The sequence below is a fragment of the Pseudalkalibacillus hwajinpoensis genome (assembly GCF_039851965.1).
GTDB classification, from domain to species: domain Bacteria; phylum Bacillota; class Bacilli; order Bacillales; family Guptibacillaceae; genus Guptibacillus; species Guptibacillus hwajinpoensis_E.
The window spans coordinates 3,570,028-3,595,786 of sequence record NZ_CP156674.1 but is presented as its reverse complement, the minus strand read 5'-3'; the positions used below and the strand labels follow the sequence as shown (position 1 = coordinate 3,595,786).

General features: G+C 41.8%; 26 protein-coding genes and 1 pseudogene. 2 read left to right on the top strand and 25 right to left on the bottom strand.

Annotated features, from left to right (window positions below):
• Positions 1–47: 47 nt before the first annotated feature.
• The 6 genes from ABFG93_RS18490 to ABFG93_RS18465 form a co-directional block, all read right to left on the bottom strand.
• Positions 48–281, bottom strand: a complete 234-nt coding sequence (locus tag ABFG93_RS18490; RefSeq protein WP_347549490.1) for a YrhC family protein — start codon at positions 279–281, stop codon at positions 48–50.
• Between the two features lie 123 nt (positions 282–404).
• On the bottom strand, positions 405–1,538 hold the full coding sequence (locus tag ABFG93_RS18485) for a bifunctional cystathionine gamma-lyase/homocysteine desulfhydrase (RefSeq protein WP_347549489.1): 1,134 nt from the start codon (positions 1,536–1,538) through the stop codon (positions 405–407).
• Positions 1,539–1,541: 3 nt separating this feature from the next.
• Positions 1,542–2,465: a PLP-dependent cysteine synthase family protein gene (locus tag ABFG93_RS18480; RefSeq protein WP_347549488.1), complete on the bottom strand. Its 924-nt coding sequence runs from the start codon at positions 2,463–2,465 to the stop codon at positions 1,542–1,544.
• 15 nt (positions 2,466–2,480) lie between these two features.
• Positions 2,481–2,948, bottom strand: coding sequence for an S-ribosylhomocysteine lyase (locus tag ABFG93_RS18475; RefSeq protein ID WP_347549487.1), 468 nt, complete (start codon positions 2,946–2,948; stop codon positions 2,481–2,483).
• Positions 2,941–3,645 carry a 5'-methylthioadenosine/S-adenosylhomocysteine nucleosidase gene (gene mtnN, locus ABFG93_RS18470; RefSeq protein ID WP_347549486.1) on the bottom strand — a complete coding sequence of 235 codons (705 nt, stop codon included), beginning with the start codon at positions 3,643–3,645 and terminating at the stop codon, positions 2,941–2,943. The genes ABFG93_RS18475 and mtnN overlap by 8 nt, the downstream gene beginning before the upstream one ends.
• Positions 3,646–3,664: 19 nt before the next feature.
• Positions 3,665–4,303 carry a class I SAM-dependent DNA methyltransferase gene (locus tag ABFG93_RS18465; RefSeq protein WP_347552890.1) on the bottom strand — a complete coding sequence of 213 codons (639 nt, stop codon included), beginning with the start codon at positions 4,301–4,303 and terminating at the stop codon, positions 3,665–3,667.
• Between the two features lie 158 nt (positions 4,304–4,461).
• Between ABFG93_RS18465 and ABFG93_RS18460 the strand changes: the two genes are divergently transcribed.
• Positions 4,462–4,668: a YrzA family protein gene (locus tag ABFG93_RS18460; RefSeq protein WP_347549485.1), complete on the top strand. Its 207-nt coding sequence runs from the start codon at positions 4,462–4,464 to the stop codon at positions 4,666–4,668.
• A 41-nt stretch (positions 4,669–4,709) separates the two neighbouring features.
• On the opposite strand, the gene ABFG93_RS18455 is transcribed toward ABFG93_RS18460, so the two are convergent.
• The 19 genes and pseudogenes from ABFG93_RS18455 to ABFG93_RS18355 all read right to left on the bottom strand — a co-directional run bounded on the left by ABFG93_RS18455 (position 4,710) and on the right by ABFG93_RS18355 (position 24,194).
• On the bottom strand, positions 4,710–5,417 hold the full coding sequence (locus ABFG93_RS18455; protein ID WP_347549484.1) for a YrrS family protein: 708 nt from the start codon (positions 5,415–5,417) through the stop codon (positions 4,710–4,712).
• A 31-nt stretch (positions 5,418–5,448) separates the two neighbouring features.
• Positions 5,449–7,221: a peptidoglycan D,D-transpeptidase FtsI family protein gene (locus ABFG93_RS18450; RefSeq protein WP_347549483.1), complete on the bottom strand. Its 1,773-nt coding sequence runs from the start codon at positions 7,219–7,221 to the stop codon at positions 5,449–5,451.
• A 179-nt stretch (positions 7,222–7,400) separates the two neighbouring features.
• Positions 7,401–8,343, bottom strand: a pseudogene (locus tag ABFG93_RS23170) (reverse transcriptase domain-containing protein).
• Positions 8,344–8,736: 393 nt separating this feature from the next.
• Complete coding sequence (gene greA, locus ABFG93_RS18430; RefSeq protein ID WP_347549480.1) at positions 8,737–9,213, bottom strand: transcription elongation factor GreA; 477 nt, start codon at positions 9,211–9,213, stop codon at positions 8,737–8,739.
• An 82-nt stretch (positions 9,214–9,295) separates the two neighbouring features.
• Positions 9,296–9,934, bottom strand: a complete 639-nt coding sequence (udk, locus tag ABFG93_RS18425; RefSeq protein ID WP_347552889.1) for a uridine kinase — start codon at positions 9,932–9,934, stop codon at positions 9,296–9,298.
• A gap of 57 nt (positions 9,935–9,991) precedes the next feature.
• Positions 9,992–10,636 (bottom strand): O-methyltransferase, encoded by a 645-nt coding sequence (locus ABFG93_RS18420; RefSeq protein ID WP_347549479.1) that lies wholly within the window; start codon positions 10,634–10,636, stop codon positions 9,992–9,994.
• Positions 10,637–10,723: 87 nt separating this feature from the next.
• Entirely contained in the window at positions 10,724–11,875 is a 1,152-nt protein-coding gene (mltG, locus tag ABFG93_RS18415) for an endolytic transglycosylase MltG (protein ID WP_347549478.1), read from the bottom strand.
• Between the two features lie 253 nt (positions 11,876–12,128).
• Positions 12,129–12,416 (bottom strand): DUF1292 domain-containing protein, encoded by a 288-nt coding sequence (locus ABFG93_RS18410; RefSeq protein WP_347549477.1) that lies wholly within the window; start codon positions 12,414–12,416, stop codon positions 12,129–12,131.
• A 12-nt stretch (positions 12,417–12,428) separates the two neighbouring features.
• Positions 12,429–12,848, bottom strand: a complete 420-nt coding sequence (gene ruvX / locus ABFG93_RS18405) for a Holliday junction resolvase RuvX (RefSeq protein WP_347549476.1) — start codon at positions 12,846–12,848, stop codon at positions 12,429–12,431.
• Positions 12,849–12,857: 9 nt separating this feature from the next.
• Positions 12,858–13,121: an IreB family regulatory phosphoprotein gene (locus ABFG93_RS18400; RefSeq protein WP_048312684.1), complete on the bottom strand. Its 264-nt coding sequence runs from the start codon at positions 13,119–13,121 to the stop codon at positions 12,858–12,860.
• Between the two features lie 79 nt (positions 13,122–13,200).
• Positions 13,201–15,834 carry an alanine--tRNA ligase gene (gene alaS, locus ABFG93_RS18395; protein ID WP_347549475.1) on the bottom strand — a complete coding sequence of 878 codons (2,634 nt, stop codon included), beginning with the start codon at positions 15,832–15,834 and terminating at the stop codon, positions 13,201–13,203.
• Between the two features lie 375 nt (positions 15,835–16,209).
• Positions 16,210–17,274: an AI-2E family transporter gene (locus ABFG93_RS18390; RefSeq protein ID WP_347549474.1), complete on the bottom strand. Its 1,065-nt coding sequence runs from the start codon at positions 17,272–17,274 to the stop codon at positions 16,210–16,212.
• A gap of 27 nt (positions 17,275–17,301) precedes the next feature.
• The gene (locus tag ABFG93_RS18385) at positions 17,302–17,490 is read right to left on the bottom strand and encodes a hypothetical protein (protein ID WP_347549473.1); all 189 of its coding nucleotides are present in this window, start codon (positions 17,488–17,490) and stop codon (positions 17,302–17,304) included.
• A 136-nt stretch (positions 17,491–17,626) separates the two neighbouring features.
• Positions 17,627–19,897, bottom strand: a complete 2,271-nt coding sequence (gene recD2 / locus ABFG93_RS18380; RefSeq protein WP_347549472.1) for an SF1B family DNA helicase RecD2 — start codon at positions 19,895–19,897, stop codon at positions 17,627–17,629.
• 27 nt (positions 19,898–19,924) lie between these two features.
• Positions 19,925–20,593 (bottom strand): tetratricopeptide repeat protein, encoded by a 669-nt coding sequence (locus tag ABFG93_RS18375; RefSeq protein WP_347549471.1) that lies wholly within the window; start codon positions 20,591–20,593, stop codon positions 19,925–19,927.
• A 199-nt stretch (positions 20,594–20,792) separates the two neighbouring features.
• Positions 20,793–21,908 carry a tRNA 2-thiouridine(34) synthase MnmA gene (gene mnmA / locus ABFG93_RS18370; RefSeq protein WP_347549470.1) on the bottom strand — a complete coding sequence of 372 codons (1,116 nt, stop codon included), beginning with the start codon at positions 21,906–21,908 and terminating at the stop codon, positions 20,793–20,795.
• 44 nt (positions 21,909–21,952) lie between these two features.
• Positions 21,953–23,095, bottom strand: a complete 1,143-nt coding sequence (locus tag ABFG93_RS18365; protein ID WP_347549469.1) for a cysteine desulfurase family protein — start codon at positions 23,093–23,095, stop codon at positions 21,953–21,955.
• Positions 23,096–23,134: 39 nt separating this feature from the next.
• On the bottom strand, positions 23,135–23,554 hold the full coding sequence (gene cymR, locus ABFG93_RS18360; RefSeq protein ID WP_347549468.1) for a cysteine metabolism transcriptional regulator CymR: 420 nt from the start codon (positions 23,552–23,554) through the stop codon (positions 23,135–23,137).
• The gene (locus tag ABFG93_RS18355; RefSeq protein WP_347549467.1) at positions 23,487–24,194 is read right to left on the bottom strand and encodes a YczE/YyaS/YitT family protein; all 708 of its coding nucleotides are present in this window, start codon (positions 24,192–24,194) and stop codon (positions 23,487–23,489) included. Before ABFG93_RS18355 ends, cymR begins: the two co-directional genes overlap by 68 nt.
• A gap of 145 nt (positions 24,195–24,339) precedes the next feature.
• Here ABFG93_RS18355 and ABFG93_RS18350 point away from each other — a divergent pair, with 145 nt between their 5' ends.
• Positions 24,340–25,683 (top strand): AAA family ATPase, encoded by a 1,344-nt coding sequence (locus tag ABFG93_RS18350; RefSeq protein WP_347549466.1) that lies wholly within the window; start codon positions 24,340–24,342, stop codon positions 25,681–25,683.
• Positions 25,684–25,759: the final 76 nt, after the last annotated feature.

The following is a 25,759-nucleotide window of genomic DNA, read 5'->3' as shown; positions in this document are numbered from 1 at the left end:
ATTATACAGAATCAGAGCGTAGTCGAACTGACCCGTAACTGCAATCTTTATTTCCCTGCATCTTCATGCTCATTTAATTTCTTTTGGATGGCAATTGCACGCGAATAAAAGAACAATGCAATACCAACTAGAAGGAAGCCTCCACCTGTCAAAATCAGCGTTCCAGCATCCGTTTTCCCCTGAACTGGAAGGAATGAACCAATGTATAAGAAAACACTTAGACTAAGCAAAACAAACGCGAAACGTTTATAATCTGTCATTTTATCTTGTAGTTGTTTCATAACGCGCTCACCTCTCCTGTCTCTTATTCTATCATACGAAGGGCTATTCTGAGAGATGTAACTCTTTCCAGTAAAAAGGAAAATCCCCTTTTCCATTGCCTGAAGAAAAGGGGATTAAAACCATTATTTTAGTGCGTTTGAAAGGTCTTCAATTAGATCATCCGCATCTTCAAGTCCAACAGATATACGAACTAGACCTTCCGTAATACCAAGCTCATTGCGACGATCTTCAGGAATAGAGGCATGGGTCATTCTTGCAGGAACGGAAATTAAACTTTCCACAGCACCGAGACTTTCGGCTAATGTAAAGTATTTTATTTTACTTAACAGTTCATCCGCTTTTTCAGCACTGCCAATATCAAACGAGATCATCCCGCCGAAGCCTCGAGACTGATTAACCGCAATATCATTTCCGGGATGTGTGCTTAGTCCGGGGTAGTATATTTTACCGACTGCAGGATGATCACTTAGAAACTGAACGATCTTAGCCGTGTTTTTCTCATGCTCTTCCATCCGAACTCCGAGTGTTTTTAAGCCACGAATTAACAGCCATGAATCCTGTGGCCCTAAAATAGCACCTGCAGAATTCTGAACAAAATGCACTTCTTCTGCAAGCTCTTTCGAATTAACAACAACGAGTCCAGCAACGACATCACTATGTCCACCCAGGTATTTGGTTGCGGAGTGAAGCACAATATCTGCACCGTGATCAATTGGATTCTGCCAGTATGGCGTGTTGAACGTATTGTCGACAATTGATAATAACTCGTGTTCTTTAGCAAGGTTTGAAATTGCCTGAATGTCAGTCACTTTCAACAGGGGATTTGTGGGTGTTTCTACGTATATAGCTTTTGTGTTTTCTTTAATAGCCCCTCTTACAACATCAAGATCCGTTGTATCCACGAATGTTGATTCAATCCCAAGACGGTTTAACACTTTCGTCATTACGCGATACGTTCCGCCGTATACATCATCTGTCATTACCACATGATCACCGGAACTAAATAGCATCATAACTGAAGAAATAGCTGCCATCCCTGATCCAAATGCAAAACCAGATTCACCATTCTCAAGATCTTTAATAAGTTCTTCAAGTGCATGACGTGTAGGGTTCCCAGTACGTGAATATTCATAGCCGTTGAATTTTCCAACTGCTTCTTGTTTATACGTGCTTACTTGATAAATTGGCACAGAAACCGCGCCCGTTTGTGGGTCACCGGTAATGCCCCCATGAATAAGTTTTGTTTTTGGCTTCATTAGTCAAATGCCTCCCTGATAAATCTTCTTACTTAAGTAACGTTCACTACTATCTGGAAAGATGGTAGCAATATTCGTTCCAGGACTTGCTTGCTGTGCTTCAATAAGTGCTGCCTCAAGTGCTGCACCTGAAGAGCTTCCAACGAGAAGACCTTCTTTTGCAGCAAGTTCTTTAACTCTCCCGAAAGCAACTTGATCCGTAATAGTATGAATACTGTCAAAATATGCAGCGTCCATATATTCAGGTAAAAATTCCATCCCAATTCCCTCGGTTTTATGTGGACCCGAATCTCCCCCATTTAAAATAGAGCCTTCAGGTTCGACAATAACCGTTTTTACTTTAGCGTTCTGTTCCTTCAAGTATCGGGCTGTCCCCATAAAAGTACCCCCCGTTCCAGCACCTGCTACAAACACATCAAGTTCCCCATCAAGCTGATTCCACAACTCAGGACCTAGTGTTTTATAATAGGTAAGTGGATTCGCCGGGTTACCAAACTGCTGTGGCATATAGGAATTCGGGGTTTCTTTATGAAGTTCTTTCGCTTTAGCAATGGCGCCTTTCATACCCAGCTCTGTTGGCGTATTCACAATGACCGCACCGAGCGCGCGCATCAGATCCTGTTTTTCCATACTGAACTTCTCAGGTACGACGAACATCACAGTATAACCACGGTTAACTGCAGCAAGCGCAAGACCAATACCAGTATTGCCTGCAGTCGGTTCGATAAACGTTCCGCCTGGTGCTAATCTTTTGTTTTTAATCGCATCTTGCAACAATTCCTGTCCTAAACGGTCTTTAATACTTCCGCCCGGGTTATAGAATTCAAGCTTTGCGAAAAGTCGAACCCCATCAGGTACAGCAAAATGATTGAGCTCGATGACCGGAGTGCGGCCGACGAGCTCATGTACATTACGAAAGATTTCCATCTTACTAAATCCTCTCTATTCAGCGAATACGATGTTCCATTCATTGCGGTGTGAAAGCATATCTTCAGCGATTTCCTTTGCACCTTCTAAGCTATGGTTTGCAGCCCATCCGCACTGGACTTCATTGCATGCTGGAACTTCATCAGCTTTTAAAACATCCTGCAATGTTTTCTCAAGCACTTCCAGGATTTCATCATAGTTTGAGTGATTTAGAACGGCTAGATAAAAGCCAGTCTGACACCCCATTGGCCCAATATCTACAACATTTTCCATATGATTACGGATATTTTCAGCCATCAAATGTTCAATGGAATGTAGTCCAGCCATTTCCATGTGTTCCTTGTTTGGTTGTTTAAAACGAATATCATACTTATAGATCTCATCACCATTCGGTCCTTTTGTAACACCTACAAGACGAACATATGGCGCAACCACTTTTGTATGATCAAGATTAAAACTTTCTACGTTCATTTTTTTAGCCATTCTTTCTCAACTCCTCCACTAGATTTAAAATTAGGTTTGCTGAATTAATTGCCGCAGTATCAAGAAATTCTTCAAATGAAATGTTAGATTCTTTTCCTGCAATATCAGATAACGAGCGAATGATGACAAATGGTGTACCAAATTGATAGCACACCTGCGCAATCGCTCCCGCTTCCATTTCTGCAGCATCAAGGTTCTCAAGTTTCGACCTAACGTACTCCACTCGTTCAACGTCATTCATAAATGAGTCTCCTGTAGCGATCATTCCTTTTATCACTTTATGTTCTGTCACTTTCTCAGCACTTCTTTCAGCAGCTTCTACAAGCATGCTGTCTGGTTCATAAAGAGCCGGCATTTGTGGAACCTGGCCGTATTCGTAACCAAAGATTGTAGCATCTACATCATGGTAACGAACCTCAGCAGAAATTACGATATCGCCTACTTTTAACTCAGGATTGAATCCACCTGCAGAGCCCGTGTTCAAAATATAATCTGGTTTAAACAGCTGGTTCATTAAAGTGGTTCCTATCGCCGCATTCACCTTACCAATTCCGGATTTAAGGAGAACAATCTCCTGGCCATCTATACTTCCAGTGGTGAATTCCGATCCTGCAATCACCTGTTCTTCGCGATGATCAAGGCGATCCCGCAAAATTCTAACTTCTTCTTCCATAGCTCCAATAATACCGATCTTCATGACGTACTCCTTTACAAGTTCAATTTTTTACTGCTTCCATCAGCCATACAAAATCATTCAATTGGCGAAATGCCACTTGAAATCCATGCTTCTGAAATAATTCCTCAAGCACCGGAATCGTTGTATAATATTCCGTTTGTAAGTCCTGAAGCAAATTGTAAAACCCTTTTGCCTTCATTTTCTCTTGCATCTGAGTTCTGGCATTCTCATCTTTGAACACCGTATCTGCAAATACAATTTTATCATTTTGAGCCAGCAGTTGGCTATATTTGTGAATGGCCTTATCTTTCTCTAGGTCAGTCAGGTGATGAAATGCATAGGTACTCACGATCGTTTGAACCGACTGCTCAAGTTCCGGATAGTTCATAAAATCACCGTCTAGCAAAGCAAGATTCGGAAAACGAGTCTTCGCTTTCTCTCTCATTGCTTTAGATGGCTCTATACCGGTAACGTTAAGTCCTTTTTTTAATAGAACAGCAGTTAGGTTACCTGTTCCAACTCCAAACTCCAAGACATGGCCTGAGGAAGCTTGAGCGACCGCAGATAGAATCCCATCGTAATCTTTAAATACATCACGATATTCTTCATCCTCACCGGATACTGTGGTGTCATATGAATCCGCCCAGCGCTCAAATAAATCAATAAACTCTCTTCCCATTTCTGTCACATCGCTTTCCTGATTTTAATTCATACTATTAAGGTATGAATAATATGCATTATAGTTCTAACTTATCACATTCTTTTTTTAATATCAATTTGTCTGATTCCATATTTATGTGTAAACTATTACCTATATATATATAAGGGGGAACAAAAATGGGTTTTTCACTCGAACGTATAGATGATAAAGTAGAATTTTTCGAAGGATTCTCACTCGAAGAAATTGAAAAAAAGATTCAAACGCAAATTGATAACAATCGTGCCCTCCTTCTGCAAGTGCACTCGGTTCAGCATCATGCACTAACACATGAGAAAACAGGTAGACCTTATTACTCAGTAGTAGTGCATTTTAAAGCAAAATAAACACAAGAAGGAGCACCCCTTATGGAGTGCTCCTTCTTAGTTTATTGTTCAGTTGCACTAACTGCTTTCCAGCCTTTTCCGTCTACCCACTCAAGTTCAACAAGGTACTTAGTGTCGTTAGCACCTTTTTGGCTCACAGTAGCCTTTGACTTCTGGGGACCACCATTCCCACCTAACCAATGGACAACCATTTCTTGAGGTGGAAATCCAACAACCGATTCAACAGCTTTTAGCTTTTCGTTCCAGTCTACGCTACCCTGTGTATAATCTGATGCATGAGGACCAGACTGTGAAGTTCCAACAGGTTGCCATGGACCTTCCAAATTCGGTTCTCCAGGACTAGCTTGTTCTGATTCTTCTTTTTCTTTTTCTTTCTCTTGTTCTTTCTCTTTTTCTTCATTTTCTTTTTTTTCTTCTTTTTCTTTAGCCTTTTCCTGATCTTTATCTTCGTCCTTACTGTCTTCATTCGCACTATCTTCACCAGCGTTCTCGCTATTAGCTGCTGATTCATCTGAAGCTTCTGAATCAGCTTCATCAGATGTAACAGCATCTTCGCTGTTGCTATCGCCTGAATTAGTAGAAGACTCGGATTGCGTTCCCTCTTCTTCACCGGCTGTTTGTTGCCCATTACCAGTAAAAACGATATTTGCAACGAGAACTAGTATAACTGCAATAACAATTCCAATTAAACTATTTAAGATAATATTTTGTCTTCTCTTTGAATGACGGGCACCATACCGCGATCTCACGTCCATCCACTCCTCTATTTAGCTGTTGTGTTTATTCTATCATCTCTAGAGGATTCGTAGAAGACTTGACTTTTATTTCGTTCTTGACCTGTTTTTCATTTAAACTTCTGACGATTTTCGCAAATGCCTCGTAGGTCCTGTATTGCTTATCTTTTCGTTCGAAATCAACAACAACGAGCGCATATTTAGGCGACTGAAATGGAAAGTAACCTGCAAACCACTGATGGTCATAAGGGACTTTTTCTCCGAGCTCAGCTGTGCCGGATTTCCCTGCAACAGGTAAGTCCTTTAAGTACGAACGTCCCGTGCCGCTAAGCACTACTTCTCGTAATGAATCCTGTAATAATTTCACAACGTCAGACGATAACGGATTGGATCCGATCTTCTTTTCATTGAAACTCAAAAAAGTAGTTTGATTTCGATATAAGATATCAGTAACAGTTCTAACTTGCTTCGCCTCTCCCCCCCTCCCGATCGTAGCCATCATGTTCGCTATAGCAAGAGGGCTCAGTTTGACATTTAATTGGCCAATAGCGGTCTGATCAACAGCTTTTTTGATTTGTTTATCTTTATCATCTTTAAAGAAAACTGGATCAGATTCTTCAGGAAATTGTTTAAAATTCTCATAGTGATAAAGGGAATCATTCCATCCAACTGTTTCAGAAATCCCGAGTTTTTCCGCAGTCTTTTCAATAATCATCGAATCTTGCTTTATTAATTCCTCCGCAAGTTCCGTAAACGTAGCATTACAGCTAGCTGCAAAGCTATCCTTAACATTCAGTTTGCCTAGTTGACGATCACCGGGCCCTTCTCGATATAAATTTTGGTTACAATCAAACATTCGCTCGTTCGAAATTCCTTTTTCATATGCAGCAGCAAGAATGACCGTTTTAAATACCGAGCCAGGGAAATAACCTTTTAGCATTTGATTAACAGCACCATTCCCAAGTGGATCTTCCCGCTCAAACATTGGGCGACTTACCATACCAATCAAATTGTTTGTTTTAATATCTACTAGGACTGCTCCACCGTTCGTTATCCCAGCCTCATCAATTGCCCGCTCTAGCATTTTCTGAATATCTAAATCAACCGTCGTCTTAACTTGGAGTGGATAAAACGAATCTGTCGTCGAAAATAGTTTCACATCGAGGCCAAGGAGGGGGTTTCCCATTCGATCAGCATGAAAAAGAAGTTTTGTATCCCCTTCTGAAATCAGGAAAGGATCAAAAGCCCGTTGAAGACCTGATATCCCCAATTTTGTATCCTTGTTAACAAGACCTTCATTCCATTTCTCGGGATATGTTGCTTTTATAAGATGAGGGTTTGGTCTCACACTTCCAATAATGTGAGACCCTATTTCTTCCTCCTCACCGGCTTTAAACACCGCATACACGCCAGGTATACTTAATTGATTGATCTTCTCCATTGCTTCTATTGATAGTCCCTGTTTATATGTAAACGGCTTCTTTTCGCCTTCAAAAGCTTTTTCTATTTCTTCAGGTGAATCCTGTAAAATGGAAGCTACTTTGTCAATCGGCCACTCTCTTTCCTTTAAAAACGGAAACAAAATAAGAGATGGAATAGAACTGGTCATCGGTATACCATTTCGATCGAGCAGGATACCTCTTCCTTCATTTAGAACATATGACTGTGTCCGCTGCTCGATGCTCGATGCAATGAGGTTGATGTTGTGAGTAGAGTAGGACTCTGTATCAATGAGCTGTAGTTGAACAAGACGACCGATTAGTACTAGAAATCCAAATAGAAAAATGATACCTATCCCTACTATTCTTTTCTTCCTCATGCTCTTCACCTCAGTAAGAGTGTTGACGGATGTAATTATTTTCAAACTTAGCAATAAAAATCGAGTAGGAGGGGGTGACTAACCCCCGACCTCTCACACCACCATACGTACGGATCCGTATACGGCGGTTTCATGAAAATCTAACGTGCTTCTAACGATTTTAATCCTAACTGACGCCACTACTTGTCATTGAAGGTACGGTGGAGGATCGGGCTACTGGCAATTCGCCAGTAGCCTTTTCTTGTGTTGCTCCATTCAAAAGCTTTCGCTTTTGTAACACCTAATGAAAGGAGTTCTTTCCTTCTTGTTTTAGGTGTTTTCCATTCCTTCCACCGGATCATTCGTAATCTCCTTCTCAACCATGCCATTAATTCTCTAAAAGTTGATGTCGTTTCAGCGAGCTGGAAATAGTTTCGCCACCCTACAATGAATTTGTTTAATTTCTTGATTCGATCGGACATCGCTAAACTCCACTTTCGTGATGTTAAGCGTCGAAGTTCCTGTTTTGCTCGTTGGATTGATTGTTTCGCGACCCTGATTTTCGAGTCTCGGTGGAGCGTGAAACTAAACCCAAGGAACGTTCGTTTCCACGGGCGGTCAATCGCACTCTTTTCCTTATTAACTTTTAGTTTTAATTTCTTCTTGATAAACTGGCTGATATTTCAAAGGATTCGTTCGGCTGCTCTTCTTGAGCCTACGTAAATCTGACAATCGTCGGCGTATCGAACGAAACGAATACCTCTTGACTCCAATTCCTTATCCAGTTCATTTAACACGATATTTGATAGAAGTGGACTTATAGGACTTCCTTGCGGTGTCCCTGCTTGGTTCGTCTGTGTTAGGCCGTTCTCCATAACCCCAGCCTGGTCGGAACCCGTAGCTTGAGTTGGAAAACGACGGATCGTAGATCCGTTGAAGATAAAGGTTGATAGCTTGTTGGATGAAGCGATCCATGGCTGTTGGAATGCCTAGCTTTCGTTTGCCTCCGTTCGGTTTCAGGATTTCGACACGACGGACGGGTGACGGTTGATAGGTTCCATCCAGAAGTTGGGCTTCAATCTCATTCCAGGACTCCGAGATCTGGGATTTCAGTTCACCATCTCGAGTTTGGAACGGTACTATGACCTCGGCTGACTTCTGATGGTTCAGTGACTTCTCTTGAAGACAGTTACCATAGGTGTATGGCGTGACCGTCAGACCTCCCCGGGTAAGTGCACAAACTTCCTCTCCATTTACCCGCCTCATTTACTGCCATTTCCTTTGGTCATTTGGACTTCGATGTGTGTTGCCATCTCATCCAAAAATGACAGCCTTGTATGAGATTCGTGTTCCTCGGGTCGGAGATTTGCCTCTGGCTTCCTTCAGATTCCGAGTCGCCTCGGACACCCTTGCCTTTGGCTAACGGCTACAATGACCTTTGCCGTTCGGGACTTGAACCCTATAGCGTATGCACATGCCGGGCACACAACTAAAGAAGGACAACCAGAGCTGGTTGTCCTTCACAGTTAATTTATATTAGCTTACTTCTAGAATCTCAACACGAATTTCTCCGCCCGGTGTTTGTACATTAACCTTTTCACCAATCTGACGGCCAAGCAGGCTTCTCGCCATCGGTGAATCGTTAGAAATTTTACCTTCAAACGGATCGGCTTCTGCACTACCTACGATGATATACTCCTCTTCATCACCATCAGGAATTTCAACAAATTTAACACGCTTACCAATTGAGACAACATTCGAGGAACTATGATCCTCCTCAATGATTTCAGCGTTACGAATCATGTTCTCAACTGTCTGAATACGAGCTTCTACAAATGCTTGCTCATCCTTCGCTGCATCATATTCAGAGTTCTCAGAAAGATCACCAAAACTACGTGCTATTTTAATTCGTTCGACTACTTCTTTTCGTTTTTCGGTTTTGAGAAGATCTAATTCTTTCTCAAGTTTTTCTTTCCCATCCTGGGTCATATAATACTTTTTATCCGTTGCCATTTCTTTCACTCCTTCATCTATTAAGGGCATCAATCGTAATAAACTGTATGAAAAAAAGAGGTAATTATACCTCGTTTTATCGTTATAGCATTGCTTTTTCTTCTAGAATTGTATGAATCTTTGTAACCATAAGATCGATGGCTACGATGTTTTGGCCACCTTCAGGGATAATAATATCAGCGTAGCGTTTCGTTGGTTCAATGAATTGAAGATGCATCGGGCGAACAACTGATGTGTACTGTTCTACTACAGAATCCAGCGTTCTTCCACGGTCTCGGATATCCCGGACCATTCTTCTCAAGATTCGAAGATCAGCATCAGTATCAACAAAAAGTTTAATATCCATTAAATCACGAAGACGTTCATCTTCTAAAATAAGGATACCTTCCAAAATAATGACATCTTTTGGTTCGACAGGGATAATTTTATCAGATCTTGTGTGAACTGTATAGTCATAAACTGGTTTTTGAATTGAGTTATATAACATTAACTCTTTCACATGCTGAATTAATAAGTCATTGTCAAAAGCGAGCGGATGATCATAGTTTGTTCCCAGTCTTTCTGGCATTGATTTCTCACTCTGGTCTTTGTAGTAAGAATCTTGTTCAATAACTAACACTGACTGATCAGCAAACTGTTTAAATATTTCTCTTGTAACAGTGGTTTTGCCTGAACCTGAACCACCGGCAACACCAATTACTACGGGTCTATTAACCATAATCCTTCCCCTTCTATTATAGAAAAACCGCTCGTACAGAAGTACGCCGGCTTTCCATCATCATGAGTTTCTACGCTGACTAACAGCAAGTCCATCTCCGACTGGATAAATAGTTGTATCCAGTTCTGGATGTGATATTAAAAATTCATTATATCGACGGAGCTTCTTTACCATCGATTTAAACCGCTTTTCTTCAACTTCTTCTTCCGCTACCATACCGCGAAACAGAATGTTATCGGAAAGCACTATTCCCTGCACTTCTAGAACAGTAAAGAATTCGTCAAAGAATCTCTGGTATTGTCCCTTGGCCGCATCAATAAATAGTGCCTGATATGGACCATATTGCTTCAGTTCATCTGCAAGCTCGAAAGCATCTCCAAATAATACTGTTATTCGATCAGAATATCCCGCTCTTTCGATATTTTCTACAGCTTCTTTATAGCGTATTTCATCTCGTTCTACGGTTATTATAACAGTTTCAGGTAGAGTCTCAGCCATCCTTATGGCTGAGTAACCAATAGCTGCTCCTATTTCCAAAATACGTTCAGGCTTCAAAAAAGTGAGAATCTGTAGCATCACATCAAGGCTAGTTTGTTCCATAATTGGAACATGATTCTCAATGGCATACAATTCCATCTCTTTTATTAATCCTTCCCGTTTTGGCCGCAAAGATTCCAGATATTGTTCCACATGATCGGATATCATGATCGCTCCTCCTTCATGTAACCCGAATAATTTTATCATAATCAAAAGGGGGATGGTAGTATAACTCCCCCTTCCTCTGCAAATTTCTTATTCCTCACTATCTTCTTCTTTCTTCTTGTAGTACACGTCCCATTCTTCTTTGTACTTTGCGACTTTCTTATTATGTTCCTTATTCGTTTCTGAAAACAGGGTTTCGCCGCTTGGACGAGCGTAGAAATACAAAGCATCTGTTTTAGCAGGCTCAATTGCCGCTTTAATGGATTCTTCGCCAGGGTTCGCAATTGGTCCTACCGGAAGACCTTTTTGCTTGTACGTATTGTAAGGTGATGCTGCATCAAGGTCCTTCTGGAAAATCTCACCTGATTGTTCACCTCTAGCATACAGAACCGTCGGATCGGTTTGTAAGAGCATATCCTCTTCGATGCGATTATAAAACACTTTAGAAATTTTTGTGCGATCCGCTTTTGCTGATGCTTCCTCTTCAATCAGTGAGGCTAACGTTATCAATTCATGGATTGATAACTTACTATCTTCAACTTCAGAACGATAATTTTTCAATACGCTATCGGTTTTATCAAGCATTTCTTTCACAACTAATTCAACTGTAGGCTCTTCTTCGAAATCGTAAGTAGCTGGAAACAGGTAGCCTTCTAGAGGATGGCGTATGTCATCTTCTAGAACGGCATCCGTTAAGAACCAGTATTCATTAATCAATGCCTTCACATAATCTTCATCATCAAGCTTGGCCATGACATCCTTTTGTTTCATATCAAGCTCTTTTGCAATTCGGGCTGAAATGTCTTCAAGCCAGATTCCTTCTGGCACAGAAATCTTTGCAACCGTTTCTTTCATCACTTTCCCGCTTTTTATGATGGCAATGATTTCATCCATCGTCATTGAAGGTGAAAGCTCATACTCCCCTGCTTGAAAACCACTCTCGTTTTTGTATTTCACATAGTAGCGGAATGCAGTACCGTCTTTGATAATCCCCTCTTCTTCAAGCGTTTGACCAATTGATGAAGTGGAAGAACCAATAGGTATGGAAACAGCCGTCTGCTGATTGCTTCCCGGTTCAACGGGCTCAAGAATATTTTTTATGTAGAAATAGCCACCTGTTATGATAGCAGCCACTGTTATCGTTAATAACAGTAAAATAATAAAAACGATCTTTCTCACTGTTTTATTCTCATTCTGGCGCTTTATAAGCTTCTCTTTGTACAACTCTTTAAAGTCAGGCAACGCCCTGTCCCCCTTTCAGTATTCTCCCATTATACTATAAGTCGACATATTGTCAGCTGTAATGCCAACGTTCGTCACTTTTTCCCCATTAAGTATTATACAAGGTAAGCAGTAAGGTTTGTAGTCATTTCCTAATAATAGATAAGGAAATGATCCATAAAGTGAAACTACCATTAGTGGTGGTCTTACTGCCCTTAAGGGTGGGATCAAGAAAAAAAGCTACCGATGTATTTACCGGTAGCCTTCTGTTCTATTATTCGTTTTCTTCTTCCTCTTCAGAGAAAGTGTTTAGCATTTCTTCAACCATTTCCCACTCTTTGTCAGACTCAATTGGGAATAGTTTATAATCACGATCTTCATTATCTTCTTCTTCATAACGGAAAGCGTAAACTTCGACTTCTTCCTCGCTGTCCGCTTGATCAGCAGGAACAACTGTCATATAAGATTGTCCATTTTCTGCTACATCGAATGTAAAGAGAACTTCAAATAGATGCTCATCGCCGTTTTCATCTGGAATTATAATGCGTTCTTTCTCTTCCATGTTTTCACCTCATTAATTTTGCTTGCTGTCTAAATATCCTTGCAGAATCATAACAGCAGCCATTTTGTCGATCACTTTTTTGCGCTTCTTGCGGCTTACATCAGCACTAATTAGCATGCGTTCTGCTGCAACGGTTGTAAGACGTTCATCCCACATTTCGATAGGTAAGCTGGTATTCTCCCCGATTAGGTTAGCAAAAGCTTTGCACGCTTCCCCACTCGGACCGATCGAACCATTCATATTCTTCGGGAGTCCAACTACAATCTTGCTGACATCATTCCCGTTAATGATTTCCATTAAACGGTCAGGGATTACATCCTGTTGATCAGGATCACGTTTAACGGTTTCTAATCCCTGAGCCGTCCAACCCATCGGATCGCTTAAAGCAACGCCAATTGTTTTTGTACCGACATCCAAACCAAGTGTTTTCATGCTGTCTCCTTATCCTTGATGATGAGTAAGATACGATTTCACAAGCTCTTCAATCAATTCGTCACGTTCAAGTTTACGAATTAAGCTTCTCGCATCATTGTGTCTCGGAATGTAAGCCGGATCCCCAGAAAGGAGGTAACCCACGATCTGGTTAATAGGATTGTAGCCCTTTTCTTGAAGAGCGCTGTAGACAGTGAGCAACACTTCCTGGACATCGTGATTGTATGCGTCGTCTGGAAAATTAAATTTCATTGTTTTGTCCATCGAACTCATTCCTTACACCTCTTTCTTCGATCCCCATCTAGAATCGTAACTAGTCATGTAATTCTTATTGTACACTACTGAAACCGAATTAGGAAATGGATTTCACCCATTCAGTTGTGTAAGCCAGGGCATCATCTAATTTCTCTGGATTTTTACCACCTGCCTGGGCCATATCAGGACGACCGCCGCCCCCGCCGCCGCAGCGTGTAGCAAGTTCTTTAATCAACTTACCTGCATGATATCCTTCTTTTACAAGGTCATCAGTAATTCCTGCTGCAAGCTGGACTTTTCCTTCAGAGCCGCTTCCGAGTACGACAATCACGCTGCCGATCTGTGCTTTCAAATCGTCTACGATACTGCGCAGGTTGTTCATGTCTGTGTCAATTCGTTTTGAAACAACTTTCACGCCATCCACTTCCTGAACATCACTGGACATTTGCTTTGCTTCTACATTTGCAAGCTTCGATGTTAGCGAATCGTTTTGTCGCTGTAAGTCACGAATCTGACCAAGCAATGCTTCTGTTCGTGTTGGAACATCCTTCACATTTGATTTTAACAAGTCAGCCGTGTTTTTCAAAATCGACACTTGTTGATTCAGAACCTGATATGCTCCCTCACTTGTGACAGCTTCAATTCGGCGCGTGCCTGCTCCGATTCCGGACTCAGATACAATCTTGAAAAGACCGATTTCAGCCGTGTTTAGCACATGCGTACCACCACATAACTCTAGGCTATAATCACCGACACGGACTACTCGTACAGTATCACCATACTTCTCACCAAACAGAGCCATTGCTCCCATTGCTTTCGCTTCAGCAATAGGCTTAACCATTGTGTTAACCGGTATGTTAGCCCAGATCTGGTCATTCACCCGCTTTTCAATCTCTTCAAGTTCATCAGTCGCTATCTGACCGAAGTGTGAGAAATCAAAGCGTAGACGTTCGGAACCAACAAGCGATCCCGCCTGATTAACATGATCACCAAGTACATCTTTTAATGCTTGATGAAGCAAGTGTGTAGCGGTATGGTTTTTCACTATAGCAGAGCGGCTTGTGCGGTTAATTTCTGCTGTTACCTTTGCACCTGTTTTGATTGAGCCAGACTCTACAATAGCTGTATGCACATGCTGCCCGTTTGGCGCTTTCTGTACATCCGTTACTCGAATTTGAACGTCTTCTCCATGAATCACCCCAGGATCTGCAACTTGTCCGCCACTTTCTGCATAGAAAGGCGTTTGTTGAAGAATGACCTGAATTTCATCGCCTTCAGAGGCTTCTTCTGTTAGCTCTTTGTCTTTTACAATTGCAACGATCTCGGTTTCAATCGAACGCTCTTCATATCCAACAAAATCACTTGCAACCGAAATATCACCAAGTGCACCACCCTGGACTTGCATTGAACCCATATCCTGCCGTGCTTCTCGTGCCCTTTTGCGCTGCATATCCATCTCTTGCTCAAATCCAGTGCGGTCAATTTCCATGCCCTCTTCTTCTGCATATTCCTCAGTAAGCTCAACAGGAAATCCATAAGTGTCGTATAAACGGAAAACATCACTACCTGAAATCACTGTGTTTCCAGCTTCTTTTTCCTTCTTCATAATTTCAGAGAGAATCGCCAGTCCTTCATTCAAGGTTTCGTAGAAGCGATCTTCCTCGTTTTTGATCACTTTCTGGATGAATTCCTTCTTCTCTGTCACTTCTGGATAGAATTCAACCATGATATCCCCAACCACAGGAACGAGTTCGTACATGAATGGACGGTTAATTCCAATTTGCTTTGCAAATCGAACGGCACGGCGGAGAAGTCTTCTTAGAACATACCCTCTTCCTTCATTTGACGGAAGTGCTCCGTCACCAATAGCAAAGGTTACTGTTCGAATATGGTCCGCTACAACTTTAAATGCTGTGTCTCCTTCTCTAGAGTCGCCATATTTTTCCGTAGCCATTCGTTCAGTTTCTCGAATGGTTGGCATGAAAAGATCTGTGTCATAGTTTGTTTTTGCATCCTGAATAACAGAAACCATGCGCTCAAGACCCATTCCTGTATCAATGTTTTTCTTTGGAAGCGGTGTGTAAGTCCCATCCGGATTATGATTAAACTGTGAAAAAACAAGGTTCCAAATTTCAAGATATCGCTCGTTTTCACCGCCAGGATATAGCTCTTCTTCAGGGTCCTCTAAACCGTATTCTTCGCCTCGGTCGTAGAAAATTTCTGTATTCGGTCCACTTGGCCCTTCACCTATGTCCCAGAAGTTCCCTTCCAGACGAATGATTCGTTCTTCAGGAAGACCAATTTTTTCTTTCCAGATTGTATAGGCTTCCTCATCTTCTGGATGGATCGTTACTGATAGCTTATCTGCTTCAAATCCGATCCAATCTGTGCTTGTGAGAAATTCCCATCCCCATTCAATAGCCTCTTCTTTAAAATAATCTCCAATTGAAAAATTACCAAGCATTTCGAAGAACGTGTGGTGTCGTGCCGTTTTCCCGACATTTTCAATGTCATTTGTTCGAATCGATTTTTGCGCGTTAACAATTCTCGGGTTATCAGGAGTGACGCGACCATCGAAGTATTTCTTTAGCGTTGCGACACCACTGTTGATCCAGAGCAGTGTTGGGTCCTCATGCGGCACAAGTGATGCACTCGGTTCAACCGAATGATGCTTTTCTTTAAAGAAATCGATAAACATCTGCCTTACATCAGCTGAAGTTAGGTTTTTCAAAATAAACATCCTCCTCTAAAAATGGTTTATGATTGGTCCTTTCAATAGGTGGGGTGTATTTTTCCATACAAAAAAACTCCCATCCCTGAATATATCAGGGACGAGAGTTTTATATATGCTCACGCGGTACCACCCTGGTTATAGGCAAACGACGCCTATCACCTCTAGCGACCGTAACGAGGTCGAAACGGCGGGGATTAATCCGCACTCAGGATTAGCGTTCTGCTGTACTTGTTCCTAAAGCTCTTCCAGCCAGTGGAGCTTCTCTCTGATGAATACATTCGTACTCATAGGAAAAGATTCAACATACTCGATCCGTCAATGTGTTCAATTCTTAATCTCTGCGATTATTATAGTCAGAGCATCATTCGTTTGTCAATCGTTTGTATCATGCTCATTGCGGTAAAGAACAAGGGCTTTTAGTATTGCAAGCACAGGCACCGCAAGAATAAGGCCAATCACTCCAGCTATTTCACCACCAGCGAGAAGTCCGAAAATAATAATAACCGGGTGAATATGTAGACTTCTACCCACAATATATGGTGATAGAATATTGCTTTCTATGAACTGCAGTACGATGATCACAACTAGTGTAATAATAACCATCTTAAAGGAAACAGTACTGGCAATTAATAGTGCAGGGGCAGCACCAAGGAATGGCCCGAAATAAGGAATGATATCAGTGACGCCAATGATAACACCAAGTAAAATACCGTACGGCAGCTTAATAAGCCAAAAGCCAAGGGCGGCAAGAACGCCCAGTACGGTAATGACAAACAATTGGCCTCTAATGTAATTGCCAAGTGATTCATCAATCCTTACCAGAAGATCTTTTCCTGGTTTACGCCACTTAGAAGGTGTTATTTTCCATGCCGTTTTCTTCAGTGTTTCAAAATCTTTAAGAAGATAGAAAACGATGAACGGGATAATCATGATAATAAAAAATGAGCTTAAAAGTTTTTTCGCCAGCTCCACTGCTAAGGTTAGTGTGTTATTTACTGCTCTTTCAACATCTTGAAACACCTGGTCAATCTTCCCCTGAAGTGCAGGCGGTAAATTGGACGTGTAATCATACGCTTGATGAACGGTATCACGATACAGATCCATAAACATCGGCACGTTCTCCATTAGCTCTTGAGACTGCTTTACGATGTGCGGTACACCTTTGAAAATCGCATAACCGGTTCCACCGAAAAACAGAAAATAGATTAAGAGAACAGCGATTGACCGTGGAAGGCCTTCTTTATGAATCTTTTCAACGATCGGGTGGAGTAAATAAGTGATGAGTGAGGCAATCAGAAAAGGAACTGTAAGAACAGTGATTACATCAATTACCGGCTTCCAAATCGGTGAAAGCTTTAAAAGCAAATAGATGCACAGAAAAACAAGTAGAAGGGTAGTTAAATAAATAAGCCAATTAAGATTCCATTCTCTTTTCACTGCCGTTCCCTCCCGCAACAGGGGTGCCTACAACTCCGCTCGCATATCATACTCTTCGAATAAATCGTCAAGTGATGTTAGAGAACCGTCTTCTTCCACCTGGTGAAGAGAAAGCATCCCTTTCACAATCGACATCTCGACGAAGCAGTTCCAACAGTAGAACTGATTGGCTCCGATTTTACCTATGTTTTTACTTTTACAATTTGGACATCGCATCCTCATATGCCTCCTAAGTCAGCTATTTAAGACGATATACACAATCCTGTCCAAATTAAACATTTTCTATACTGAGAACAACATGAAGATAGAGAGTTATCCTGGAAATAAAAAAAGCCAGAGTAATCTCTAGCTTCTAAGTCAGTTCTTCAATTGCAGAATTATTACCAATCATTTCTTGCAATTTTTTAGTTAGGCGGGTGTTCCTAACCTGATCGTCTTCTGTCTGAATCGCATGCTTAATCGCATCTTCTTCTCCACATAGAATTAAGAAGTCTTTACTGCGTGTAACTGCCGTATAGAGAAGGTTCTTACGTAGCATTCGATAGTACCCTCTTATAATCGGAAGAACAACAATCGGAAACTCGCTTCCCTGTGACTTGTGAATGGAGCAGCAGTAGGCATGAGTTAATTGATTGAAATCAGGTCGATTATACACTACTTCCTGCCCATCAAACGACACAACGAGCTGATCCTGTTTTTCTACATTTTCTTTTGCAAAGAAAATTGCTACCACTTCTCCCATGTCTCCGTTATACACGTTTTCCTCAGGATTATTTACGAGTTGAAGGATTTTATCGCCAACACGATAGACTAGATCACCATGAGAAAGCTCTCTTCTCTGATCTGAGTGTGGGTTAAAAAGTTTTTGAAGCTCCTGATTCAAACGATCGACCCCCGCCGAACCTCTGTACATCGGTGCAAGGACCTGGATATCTCTAGGTGAATAGCCTTTTTTCAAAGCATTATCACATACCTGGGACACAACCTCGACAATTTGCTGCTGCGAACAGGGAAAGAACCTTCGATCAGGTGTAGGTTTTCGAAACGCTTCAGGCAGGTTTCCATCTTTAATCGAGTGAGCGAGATCAATAATGGAAGACCCTTCAGCCTGTCGATAAATATCAGTCAGCTTACTTACTGGAACAGCGGCGGAATCAATCATATCTTTCAGCACCTGCCCTGGGCCGACTGAAGGAAGCTGATCTTCGTCACCAACAACGATCACCTGAATTTGTTCAGGTAAGGATTTGAACAATTGATTGGCAAGCCATACGTCCACCATTGAGACTTCGTCTACAATAAGCAGTCGTCCTTCAATCGGATTATTTTCATCATGTTCAAACCCTGCCTCACCTTTCCATCCGAGTAGCCTATGTATCGTGAAAGCAGGCAGTCCTGTTGCTTCACTCATTCGCTTTGCAGCCCTTCCAGTCGGCGCAACAAGAAGGACCGGAAAAGGATTGTCTTTCGAGTAATCTTTCGGATCAAGCGATAGACCATTCAACTCGGCATACAATTCTACGATTCCTTTAATCACTGTCGTTTTCCCTGTACCCGGTCCACCTGTTAGGATCAGAAAGGGGGAAGAAATCGCTTTTTGTATCGCTTTACGCTGAGACGGCGCATATTGAATACCAAGCCGTTCTTCAAGCTCGCCGAGCGCTCGATAGAATTCAGATTCCGGAAAAGAATCAGTATATTCCGTTTGTCCCATAACTTTATTGAGCCCTGTCACAAGACCTTTTTCAGCATAATAAAGCGAGTGAAGATAGATCCGTTCTCGATCAAGAATCAATTTATCATCTTCATAAAGGGAGATAAGCTCACGAGAAATATCAGCTTCATCCATTTGTTCACCAAGCAGTTCATTGACAGATTGAACAAGCGCATCGTATTCAAGATACACATGCCCCTCCTGAAGCGTTTGCTCATTTAGGGTATGCAAGCATGCAGCTCTAATGCGATCAGGATGCTTCCCCTCTATACCAATGGAACTTCCAAGGACATCAGCGCGTCTGAAACCTATTCCTTCTACATCTTGAATAAGCTGATATGGATTTGATTCAACAATCTCAAGCGTCTCCTGTTTATAAGCTTTAAAGATTTTCATTGATAGCTTAGGACCAAACCCAAGTTCTGTGAGGCGAATCATGATTTGATCAAGTCCCTGGTGCTCCATAAGGGAATCGTACAAACCCTTTGCCTTTTCTTCTGAAAGCTTTGGTACTTGACTAAGAACAGATGGATCGCGCATGATTTTAGCTATAGCACGTTCACCAAGCTTATCAACGATTGCTTCTGCCGTTTTCTCCCCGATCCCATGAAATAAATCGCTTGATAAATATTGAATGAGCCCTGGCTTGGATTCAGGCAATTGCCTTTCAAACGATTCAACCGCATACTGTTTTCCATAGCGAGGATGGTCGGTAAAACGACCGTAGAAAATATATGTCTCGTCTTCAAGTAGCCGAGGAATCATTCCATTAACGACGACTTCACGCTCATCATATGCTTCATTCGTCTTTGCGATACGAAGCCTGGCCACCCCATACAAACTATCTTCGTTGAAGAAAATCATTTGAATCGGTCTTCCTTTGATATATCCTTTTTGCGGCTCAACCATAAGATCTTCTCTCCAATAACATAAATTTTAATCGTTATTGTTCATCGCTTGTTCCATTTGCTTCTTGCCGTTGCCTGCGAGGAGATGATCTGGTTGAATAGCAAGTGCACGGTCAAAGCAACTTATTGCTTTTGTTATATCCTCCTGATAAGCATAGCTAACACCGAGATTAAACCAGGCATCGGCATGATCAGGATCTTCTTCCACTACTTTCTCAAAATGAGGAAGGGCTACTTCGACTGCACCTTCTTTTGCAAGACAGAGGGCATATTGAAAACGGGCTTCAGTATCTTCTTCGTTAAGTTCAACCGCACGCTGGAAGAACGGGAGTGCTAACCGCATTGCATCCTGCATTACGAAGCATTGCCCAATCATGAAGTGAACATCGCTTTGATCAAGACCTTTTTGAATCGCGTTTTGATACATCTCAGCTGCATCTTTGTACTGTTCAAGCTCGAAGAAAGCATTACCTGCACCGAAATAAGCCGTCGCTTGAGTCTCATCAAGCTCAATTGCTTTTTCGAAATACGCAATAGCTTGCTTAACCTCCCCTGCCTGTGCAAGTAAATTACCTACATTCGTATATGCAATGGGATCTTCAGGATTCTCTTCAATTGCTTCATAAAGAAGTGTAACTGCCTTTTCTAATTCACCATTGTTCATTGCTTGTATTGCAAGTTCATTCTTATTACTCATTGTAAAACTCCTTATTTCTTATTCCTATTGTCTAGTGTAGCATAGCGAATGGTTTCCTCACATCATTAGAAAACACTTGACTTATCGCCAAGTTCTTAAAGACGAAAGCCTTAGTTTACATTATATTTTCATCCTTTAATATAGTTAAACGGCATTAAGTATAAAACAGCCTCATTTCACGTTGAAATGAGGCCAGATGCTAAACATATGTGAGTTCAGTTGCATTTTTGTATACTTGATCGATTGTAGCACCACCAAGACATACATCACCGTTATAAAAAACAACAGCCTGTCCTGGTGTAATCGCACGAACGGGTTCATCAAACGTAACCAGTAAGCGATCTTCATCAATCTTCTTCACTGTCACTCCTGAATCTTTTTGACGGTAGCGGAATTTCGCAGTGCATGAAAACTCATCCTGAATCGGAAGATCTGAAACCCAGCTGGAATTCAATGCAACAAGTGAATCAGAGTATAGTAGTTCATTATGGAATCCTTGATCAACGTAAAGCACGTTGTCTTCAAGGTTTTTACCAACCACAAACCATGGTTCACCATCGCCCCCAATGCCCAGGCCATGACGCTGTCCAATTGTGTAGTACATCAATCCATCATGGTTACCTTTCAATTCGCCGCCAAGCGTCATCATCTTACCGGGTTGAGCAGGAAGATATTGCCCAAGAAATTCTTTGAAATTTCGTTCGCCAATGAAGCAAATGCCTGTGCTATCTTTTTTCTTAGCAGTAGCGAGTCCTGCTTTCTCAGCAATCTCACGAACTTTCTTCTTTTCAATGCCTCCAAGTGGGAACATCACTTTAGAAAGTTGATCCTGTGTAAGCTGATTTAAAAAGTACGTCTGATCTTTGTTATCATCGACGCCTCTTAGCATTTTGATTTCTCCATCCCGTTCCACTACCTGCGCATAGTGACCCGTTGCAAGATAGTCGGCCCCAAGTGTCAGCGCATGATCAAGAAATGCTTTAAACTTGATTTCTTTGTTACACATCACATCTGGATTCGGTGTACGTCCACCTTTATATTCATCTAGGAAATAAGTAAACACTTTATCCCAGTATTGCTTTTCGAAGTTGACTGCGTAGTACGGAATGCCGATCTGGTTGCATACACGAATGACATCATTGTAATCTTCAGTCGCTGTGCATACCCCGTTCTCGTCGGTGTCGTCCCAGTTTTTCATAAAAATGCCGATCACATCATAGCCCTGTTCTTTCAACAAAAGGGCAGCAACTGATGAGTCGACGCCTCCGGACATTCCAACCACGACTCGTGTGTCTGCATTGTTTCGTTCTGTCATGGTTGCACCTCCTCTTCATTAACACAAAATGTGTCCTGACTATTTTATAACTTCTTTAACCGATTGACAATTTTAACGACTTCTTGTGCTGTACGAGCTGCATCTTCAATCGTATTGCCAAATCCAAAACTAAATCGAATCGCCGTTTGCGTACGCTCGTTATCTCCAAACATTGCCGTTAAGACGTGTGAAGGTTCATGTGATCCCGCTGTACAAGCGGAGCCGCTCGAGACAGCTATCCCTGCAAGATCGAGGTTCATTAGCATTGGTTCCACTTTAGCATCAGGAAAGCTGATATTAAGGACATGTGGAAGACAATGATCCCCATCACCGTTCACAGAATATGCGATCGCTTCTTTATCAAAAAGAGCCAGCATTGTTTCTTTCATTTGACGATAGAGTGCTACTTTCTCTTCTCGATCTGCTTGCATTAATTTCACTGCTTTTTCCATTCCTACAATACCTGCCACATTCTCAGTTCCCGCTCGTCGCTTTCGTTCTTGATCCCCGCCGTATGAATAAGGCGCAACCTTCGTCCCATCTTTCACATATAAGAAACCGACACCTTTAGGGCCATTTATTTTGTGAGCAGATACAGACAGCATATCGACACCGAGTTCGGTTACGTCAAGTTCAATTAATCCGTAAGCTTGAACAGCATCCGTGTGAAAGAGAATCTTCTGTTCCTTTGCAAGCTGAGCGATTTCATACACAGGTTGCAATGTTCCTACTTCATTGTTGCCGTACATAACTGTTATTAATACCGTTTCTGGACGGATAGCGCTTTTTAGATCCTCGATAGAGATTCTACCATTGATATTAACAGGCAAATATGTCACGTCAAACCCTTCACCTTCAAGACCTTTGCAGGCATGAAGTGCAGCGTGATGCTCAATTGAGCTTGTAATAATGTGATTTCCTTTTGCCTGATTTGCTTTAGCAGCACCAATAATAGCAAGGTTATCAGCTTCAGTTCCTCCACTTGTGAAAATTATTTCATTCGAATGAGCCTGAATGCTTTTAGCGATATTACTTCTTGCTTCATCAAGCGCATGTCTGGTTTTGCGACCGAACTGATGAATGCTCGAAGGGTTTCCATAATCATTCTGTAACGAAGCTACCATGGCTTCAATCACATCGGGATGAACCGGTGAGGTCGCAGCGTGATCCATATATATTGAGTTCATTATTCTTCACCTCTTCAATACTAGCAAAAGCCATTTTCATTAAATATAGAACATATAGCTATCCTGCTCGCCTTCACCTTCATAGTTTGCAAGGTCCTCAAGAGTAGTCGAGTCCAGTACATCTTTAACGGCATCTCTAATTTTGAGCCAGAGATCTCTCTTTGCTGGTTCTTCATCATCCATTACTTCAACAGGGCTAATAGGACCTTCAAGGACACGAATAATATCCCCTGCTGTAATCGTATTTGCCTCCTGAGCTAGAATATACCCTCCGTACGCCCCGCGAACGCTTTTGACTAAACCCGCGTTTCTAAGTGGTGCGACGAGCTGTTCAAGATAGTGCTCAGATAAGTCTTTGCTTCGTGCAATAGATTTAAGCGAAATCGGGCCATCACCGTGCTTTTTTGCTAATTCCATCATAATTGTTAATCCGTATCTTCCTTTTGTCGATATCTTCATTACTTCCACCTCTTTCTATCAATCGAGCCACAAGGTTTTTGCATTGAGGCAAGGAATAGCCCACAATGGGACCGATCGTTAAACAAAACAGCAACGTTCCGACATTAACCGGTCCTTTTAAAATCCAGCCAAGAGTAAGCACAACAATTTCCATTGATAATCTGATGTGCTGTACTTTTAAACCTGTTCGCTCTGTGAGCACAAGCATAAGGCTATCTCTTGGACCAGCGCCTCTGTCTGCCGCAATGTACAATCCAATGCCATACCCCATAGTAAGAATTCCTATAACGAGCATGACTACTTTCCCTATTAGATGATCTGGGGTAGTCATAATCGGAAGCCATAGATAAATATCAATAAACAATCCGACCAGGAGCATATTGAGAAAAGCACCAGGTTTTGGCCATGCACGCTCCATAATTGACGTTGCGCCAATAATGAATAAACCAATAATGATTGACCAGGTACCGATGGTTAATCCAAACTGCTGATAAAGTCCTATATGAAACACATCCCACGGTGCGCTCCCCACTTCCGCTCGAATCATGAGCGCAATTCCGAAGGCCATAACGAGTAGCCCAACTGTGAAAATCAACCAGTTTAGCCAAAATGTAGAGTTGCTTTTGATACCTGGTTTCATTTTATCCCTCTTAACTGATTATTAACTCCTAATCCACGAATCATTCTGTTAGTAAACCTTCGCTATTATAGCATGAACGGCTTTTTCTTGCATTTCAAAAAGCCATATAGTATGTTTCAACTATCTATGAAAGGACGGGTGTTTTATGGATTTATTTGATTATTCTTCTAAAAATAACACAACTTCCTCAGGACCACTTGCAAGCAGGATGCGTCCAAGATCCATTGAAGAATTTATCGGCCAGGACCATATAATTGGTGAAGGAAAGCTTTTAAGAAGAGCCATTGCGGCAGACCAGCTAACACCGATGATTTTTTTTGGACCTCCAGGCACTGGGAAAACAACACTCGCACGAATCATAGCTAACACAACTTCCGCTCATTTCGAGCAGTTGAATGCTGTTACTTCAGGTGTTGCTGATATTAGACGTTTAACATCAGAAGCGAAAGATCGATTGAAGCTTGACGAAAGGAAAACGGTGCTTTTTATCGATGAAATCCATCGATTTAATAAGTCACAGCAGGATGCCCTCCTGCCCTTCGTGGAAGATGGAACCATCGTATTGATTGGGGCTACAACCGAAAGCCCTATGTTTGAAATCAATCCGGCTCTGCTTTCTCGTTCAAGGTTATTCCGATTTGAACACCTTACTGAGGCGACCATTAAAGAGATAATTGAACAGGCCATACATGATGAAGAACGTGGATTTGGTAGATATGATATTGAACTTCTTGACCCTGCAATTGATCACCTGATCGACGTTTCAAATGGCGACGCCCGAACTGCCCTAAACGCACTTGAACTTGCTGTATTAACAACAACTCCTGATAAGGATGGCAAGCTTATTATTACGCTTGCCATCACAGAAGAATCGATTCAGCAACGCGTTCTACAATATGATAAAGATAGCGACAATCATTATGATACCGTTTCAGCTTTTATTAAAAGTATACGAGGATCAGATGCCGACGCTACTCTTTACTGGCTTGCAAAGATGATTTATGCAGGCGAAGATCCCCGCTTTATCGCAAGAAGATTATATGTTCATGCGGCTGAAGATATTGGTCTAGCTGATCCAAATGCCCTTCTGGTGGCGCATGCAGCAAGCTATGCAGTCGAATTTATTGGAATGCCTGAAGCGCGCATCCCTCTCGCAGAAGCGGCGCTCTATCTTGCCACAGCACCAAAAAGCAACGCTGTGATTAAAGGCATTGACACTGCTCTTGAAGCCGTTAAAAAAGAAAAAAGCGGAACCGTACCTATTCATTTGAGGGATTCTCATTATAAAGGTGCTTCCGAACTGGGGCACGGAATAGGCTATAAATTCCCGCACGATTACCCTGGAGGCTATGTTCCTCAACAGTACCTACCGGATCATATGGTCAGAAAAACGTTCTATAAACCTACTGACCGAGGACATGAACGGACTGTTCAGAAACGGCTTGATTACTTTGCTGATCGAATCAAAACAGATCATAAGAAAAGCTAAAAGCAGTGCAGATGCACTGCTTTTTGTTTACTAACTCTCCCAATCTACCTCCTTTTACAAGAGTTCTGTATAAATT

Coding starts and splice junctions, on each gene's coding strand:
- ABFG93_RS18490 (WP_347549490.1), bottom strand. CDS start 281: ATGAAACAACTACAAGATAAAATGACAGATTATAAACGTTTCGCGTTT.
- ABFG93_RS18485 (WP_347549489.1), bottom strand. CDS start 1,538: ATGAAGCCAAAAACAAAACTTATTCATGGGGGCATTACCGGTGACCCA.
- ABFG93_RS18480 (WP_347549488.1), bottom strand. CDS start 2,465: ATGGAAATCTTTCGTAATGTACATGAGCTCGTCGGCCGCACTCCGGTC.
- ABFG93_RS18475 (WP_347549487.1), bottom strand. CDS start 2,948: ATGGCTAAAAAAATGAACGTAGAAAGTTTTAATCTTGATCATACAAAA.
- mtnN (WP_347549486.1), bottom strand. CDS start 3,645: ATGAAGATCGGTATTATTGGAGCTATGGAAGAAGAAGTTAGAATTTTG.
- ABFG93_RS18465 (WP_347552890.1), bottom strand. CDS start 4,303: ATGGGAAGAGAGTTTATTGATTTATTTGAGCGCTGGGCGGATTCATAT.
- ABFG93_RS18460 (WP_347549485.1), top strand. CDS start 4,462: ATGGGTTTTTCACTCGAACGTATAGATGATAAAGTAGAATTTTTCGAA.
- ABFG93_RS18450 (WP_347549483.1), bottom strand. CDS start 7,221: ATGAGGAAGAAAAGAATAGTAGGGATAGGTATCATTTTTCTATTTGGA.
- greA (WP_347549480.1), bottom strand. CDS start 9,213: ATGGCAACGGATAAAAAGTATTATATGACCCAGGATGGGAAAGAAAAA.
- ABFG93_RS18420 (WP_347549479.1), bottom strand. CDS start 10,636: ATGATATCCGATCATGTGGAACAATATCTGGAATCTTTGCGGCCAAAA.
- ABFG93_RS18410 (WP_347549477.1), bottom strand. CDS start 12,416: ATGGAAGAGAAAGAACGCATTATAATTCCAGATGAAAACGGCGATGAG.
- ruvX (WP_347549476.1), bottom strand. CDS start 12,848: ATGAAAACACTTGGTTTGGATGTCGGTACAAAAACAATTGGCGTTGCT.
- ABFG93_RS18400 (WP_048312684.1), bottom strand. CDS start 13,121: ATGAGTTCGATGGACAAAACAATGAAATTTAATTTTCCAGACGACGCA.
- ABFG93_RS18385 (WP_347549473.1), bottom strand. CDS start 17,490: ATGCGATGTCCAAATTGTAAAAGTAAAAACATAGGTAAAATCGGAGCC.
- recD2 (WP_347549472.1), bottom strand. CDS start 19,897: ATGGTTGAGCCGCAAAAAGGATATATCAAAGGAAGACCGATTCAAATG.
- ABFG93_RS18375 (WP_347549471.1), bottom strand. CDS start 20,593: ATGAGTAATAAGAATGAACTTGCAATACAAGCAATGAACAATGGTGAA.
- mnmA (WP_347549470.1), bottom strand. CDS start 21,908: ATGACAGAACGAAACAATGCAGACACACGAGTCGTGGTTGGAATGTCC.
- ABFG93_RS18365 (WP_347549469.1), bottom strand. CDS start 23,095: ATGAACTCAATATATATGGATCACGCTGCGACCTCACCGGTTCATCCC.
- cymR (WP_347549468.1), bottom strand. CDS start 23,554: ATGAAGATATCGACAAAAGGAAGATACGGATTAACAATTATGATGGAA.
- ABFG93_RS18355 (WP_347549467.1), bottom strand. CDS start 24,194: ATGAAACCAGGTATCAAAAGCAACTCTACATTTTGGCTAAACTGGTTG.
- ABFG93_RS18350 (WP_347549466.1), top strand. CDS start 24,340: ATGGATTTATTTGATTATTCTTCTAAAAATAACACAACTTCCTCAGGA.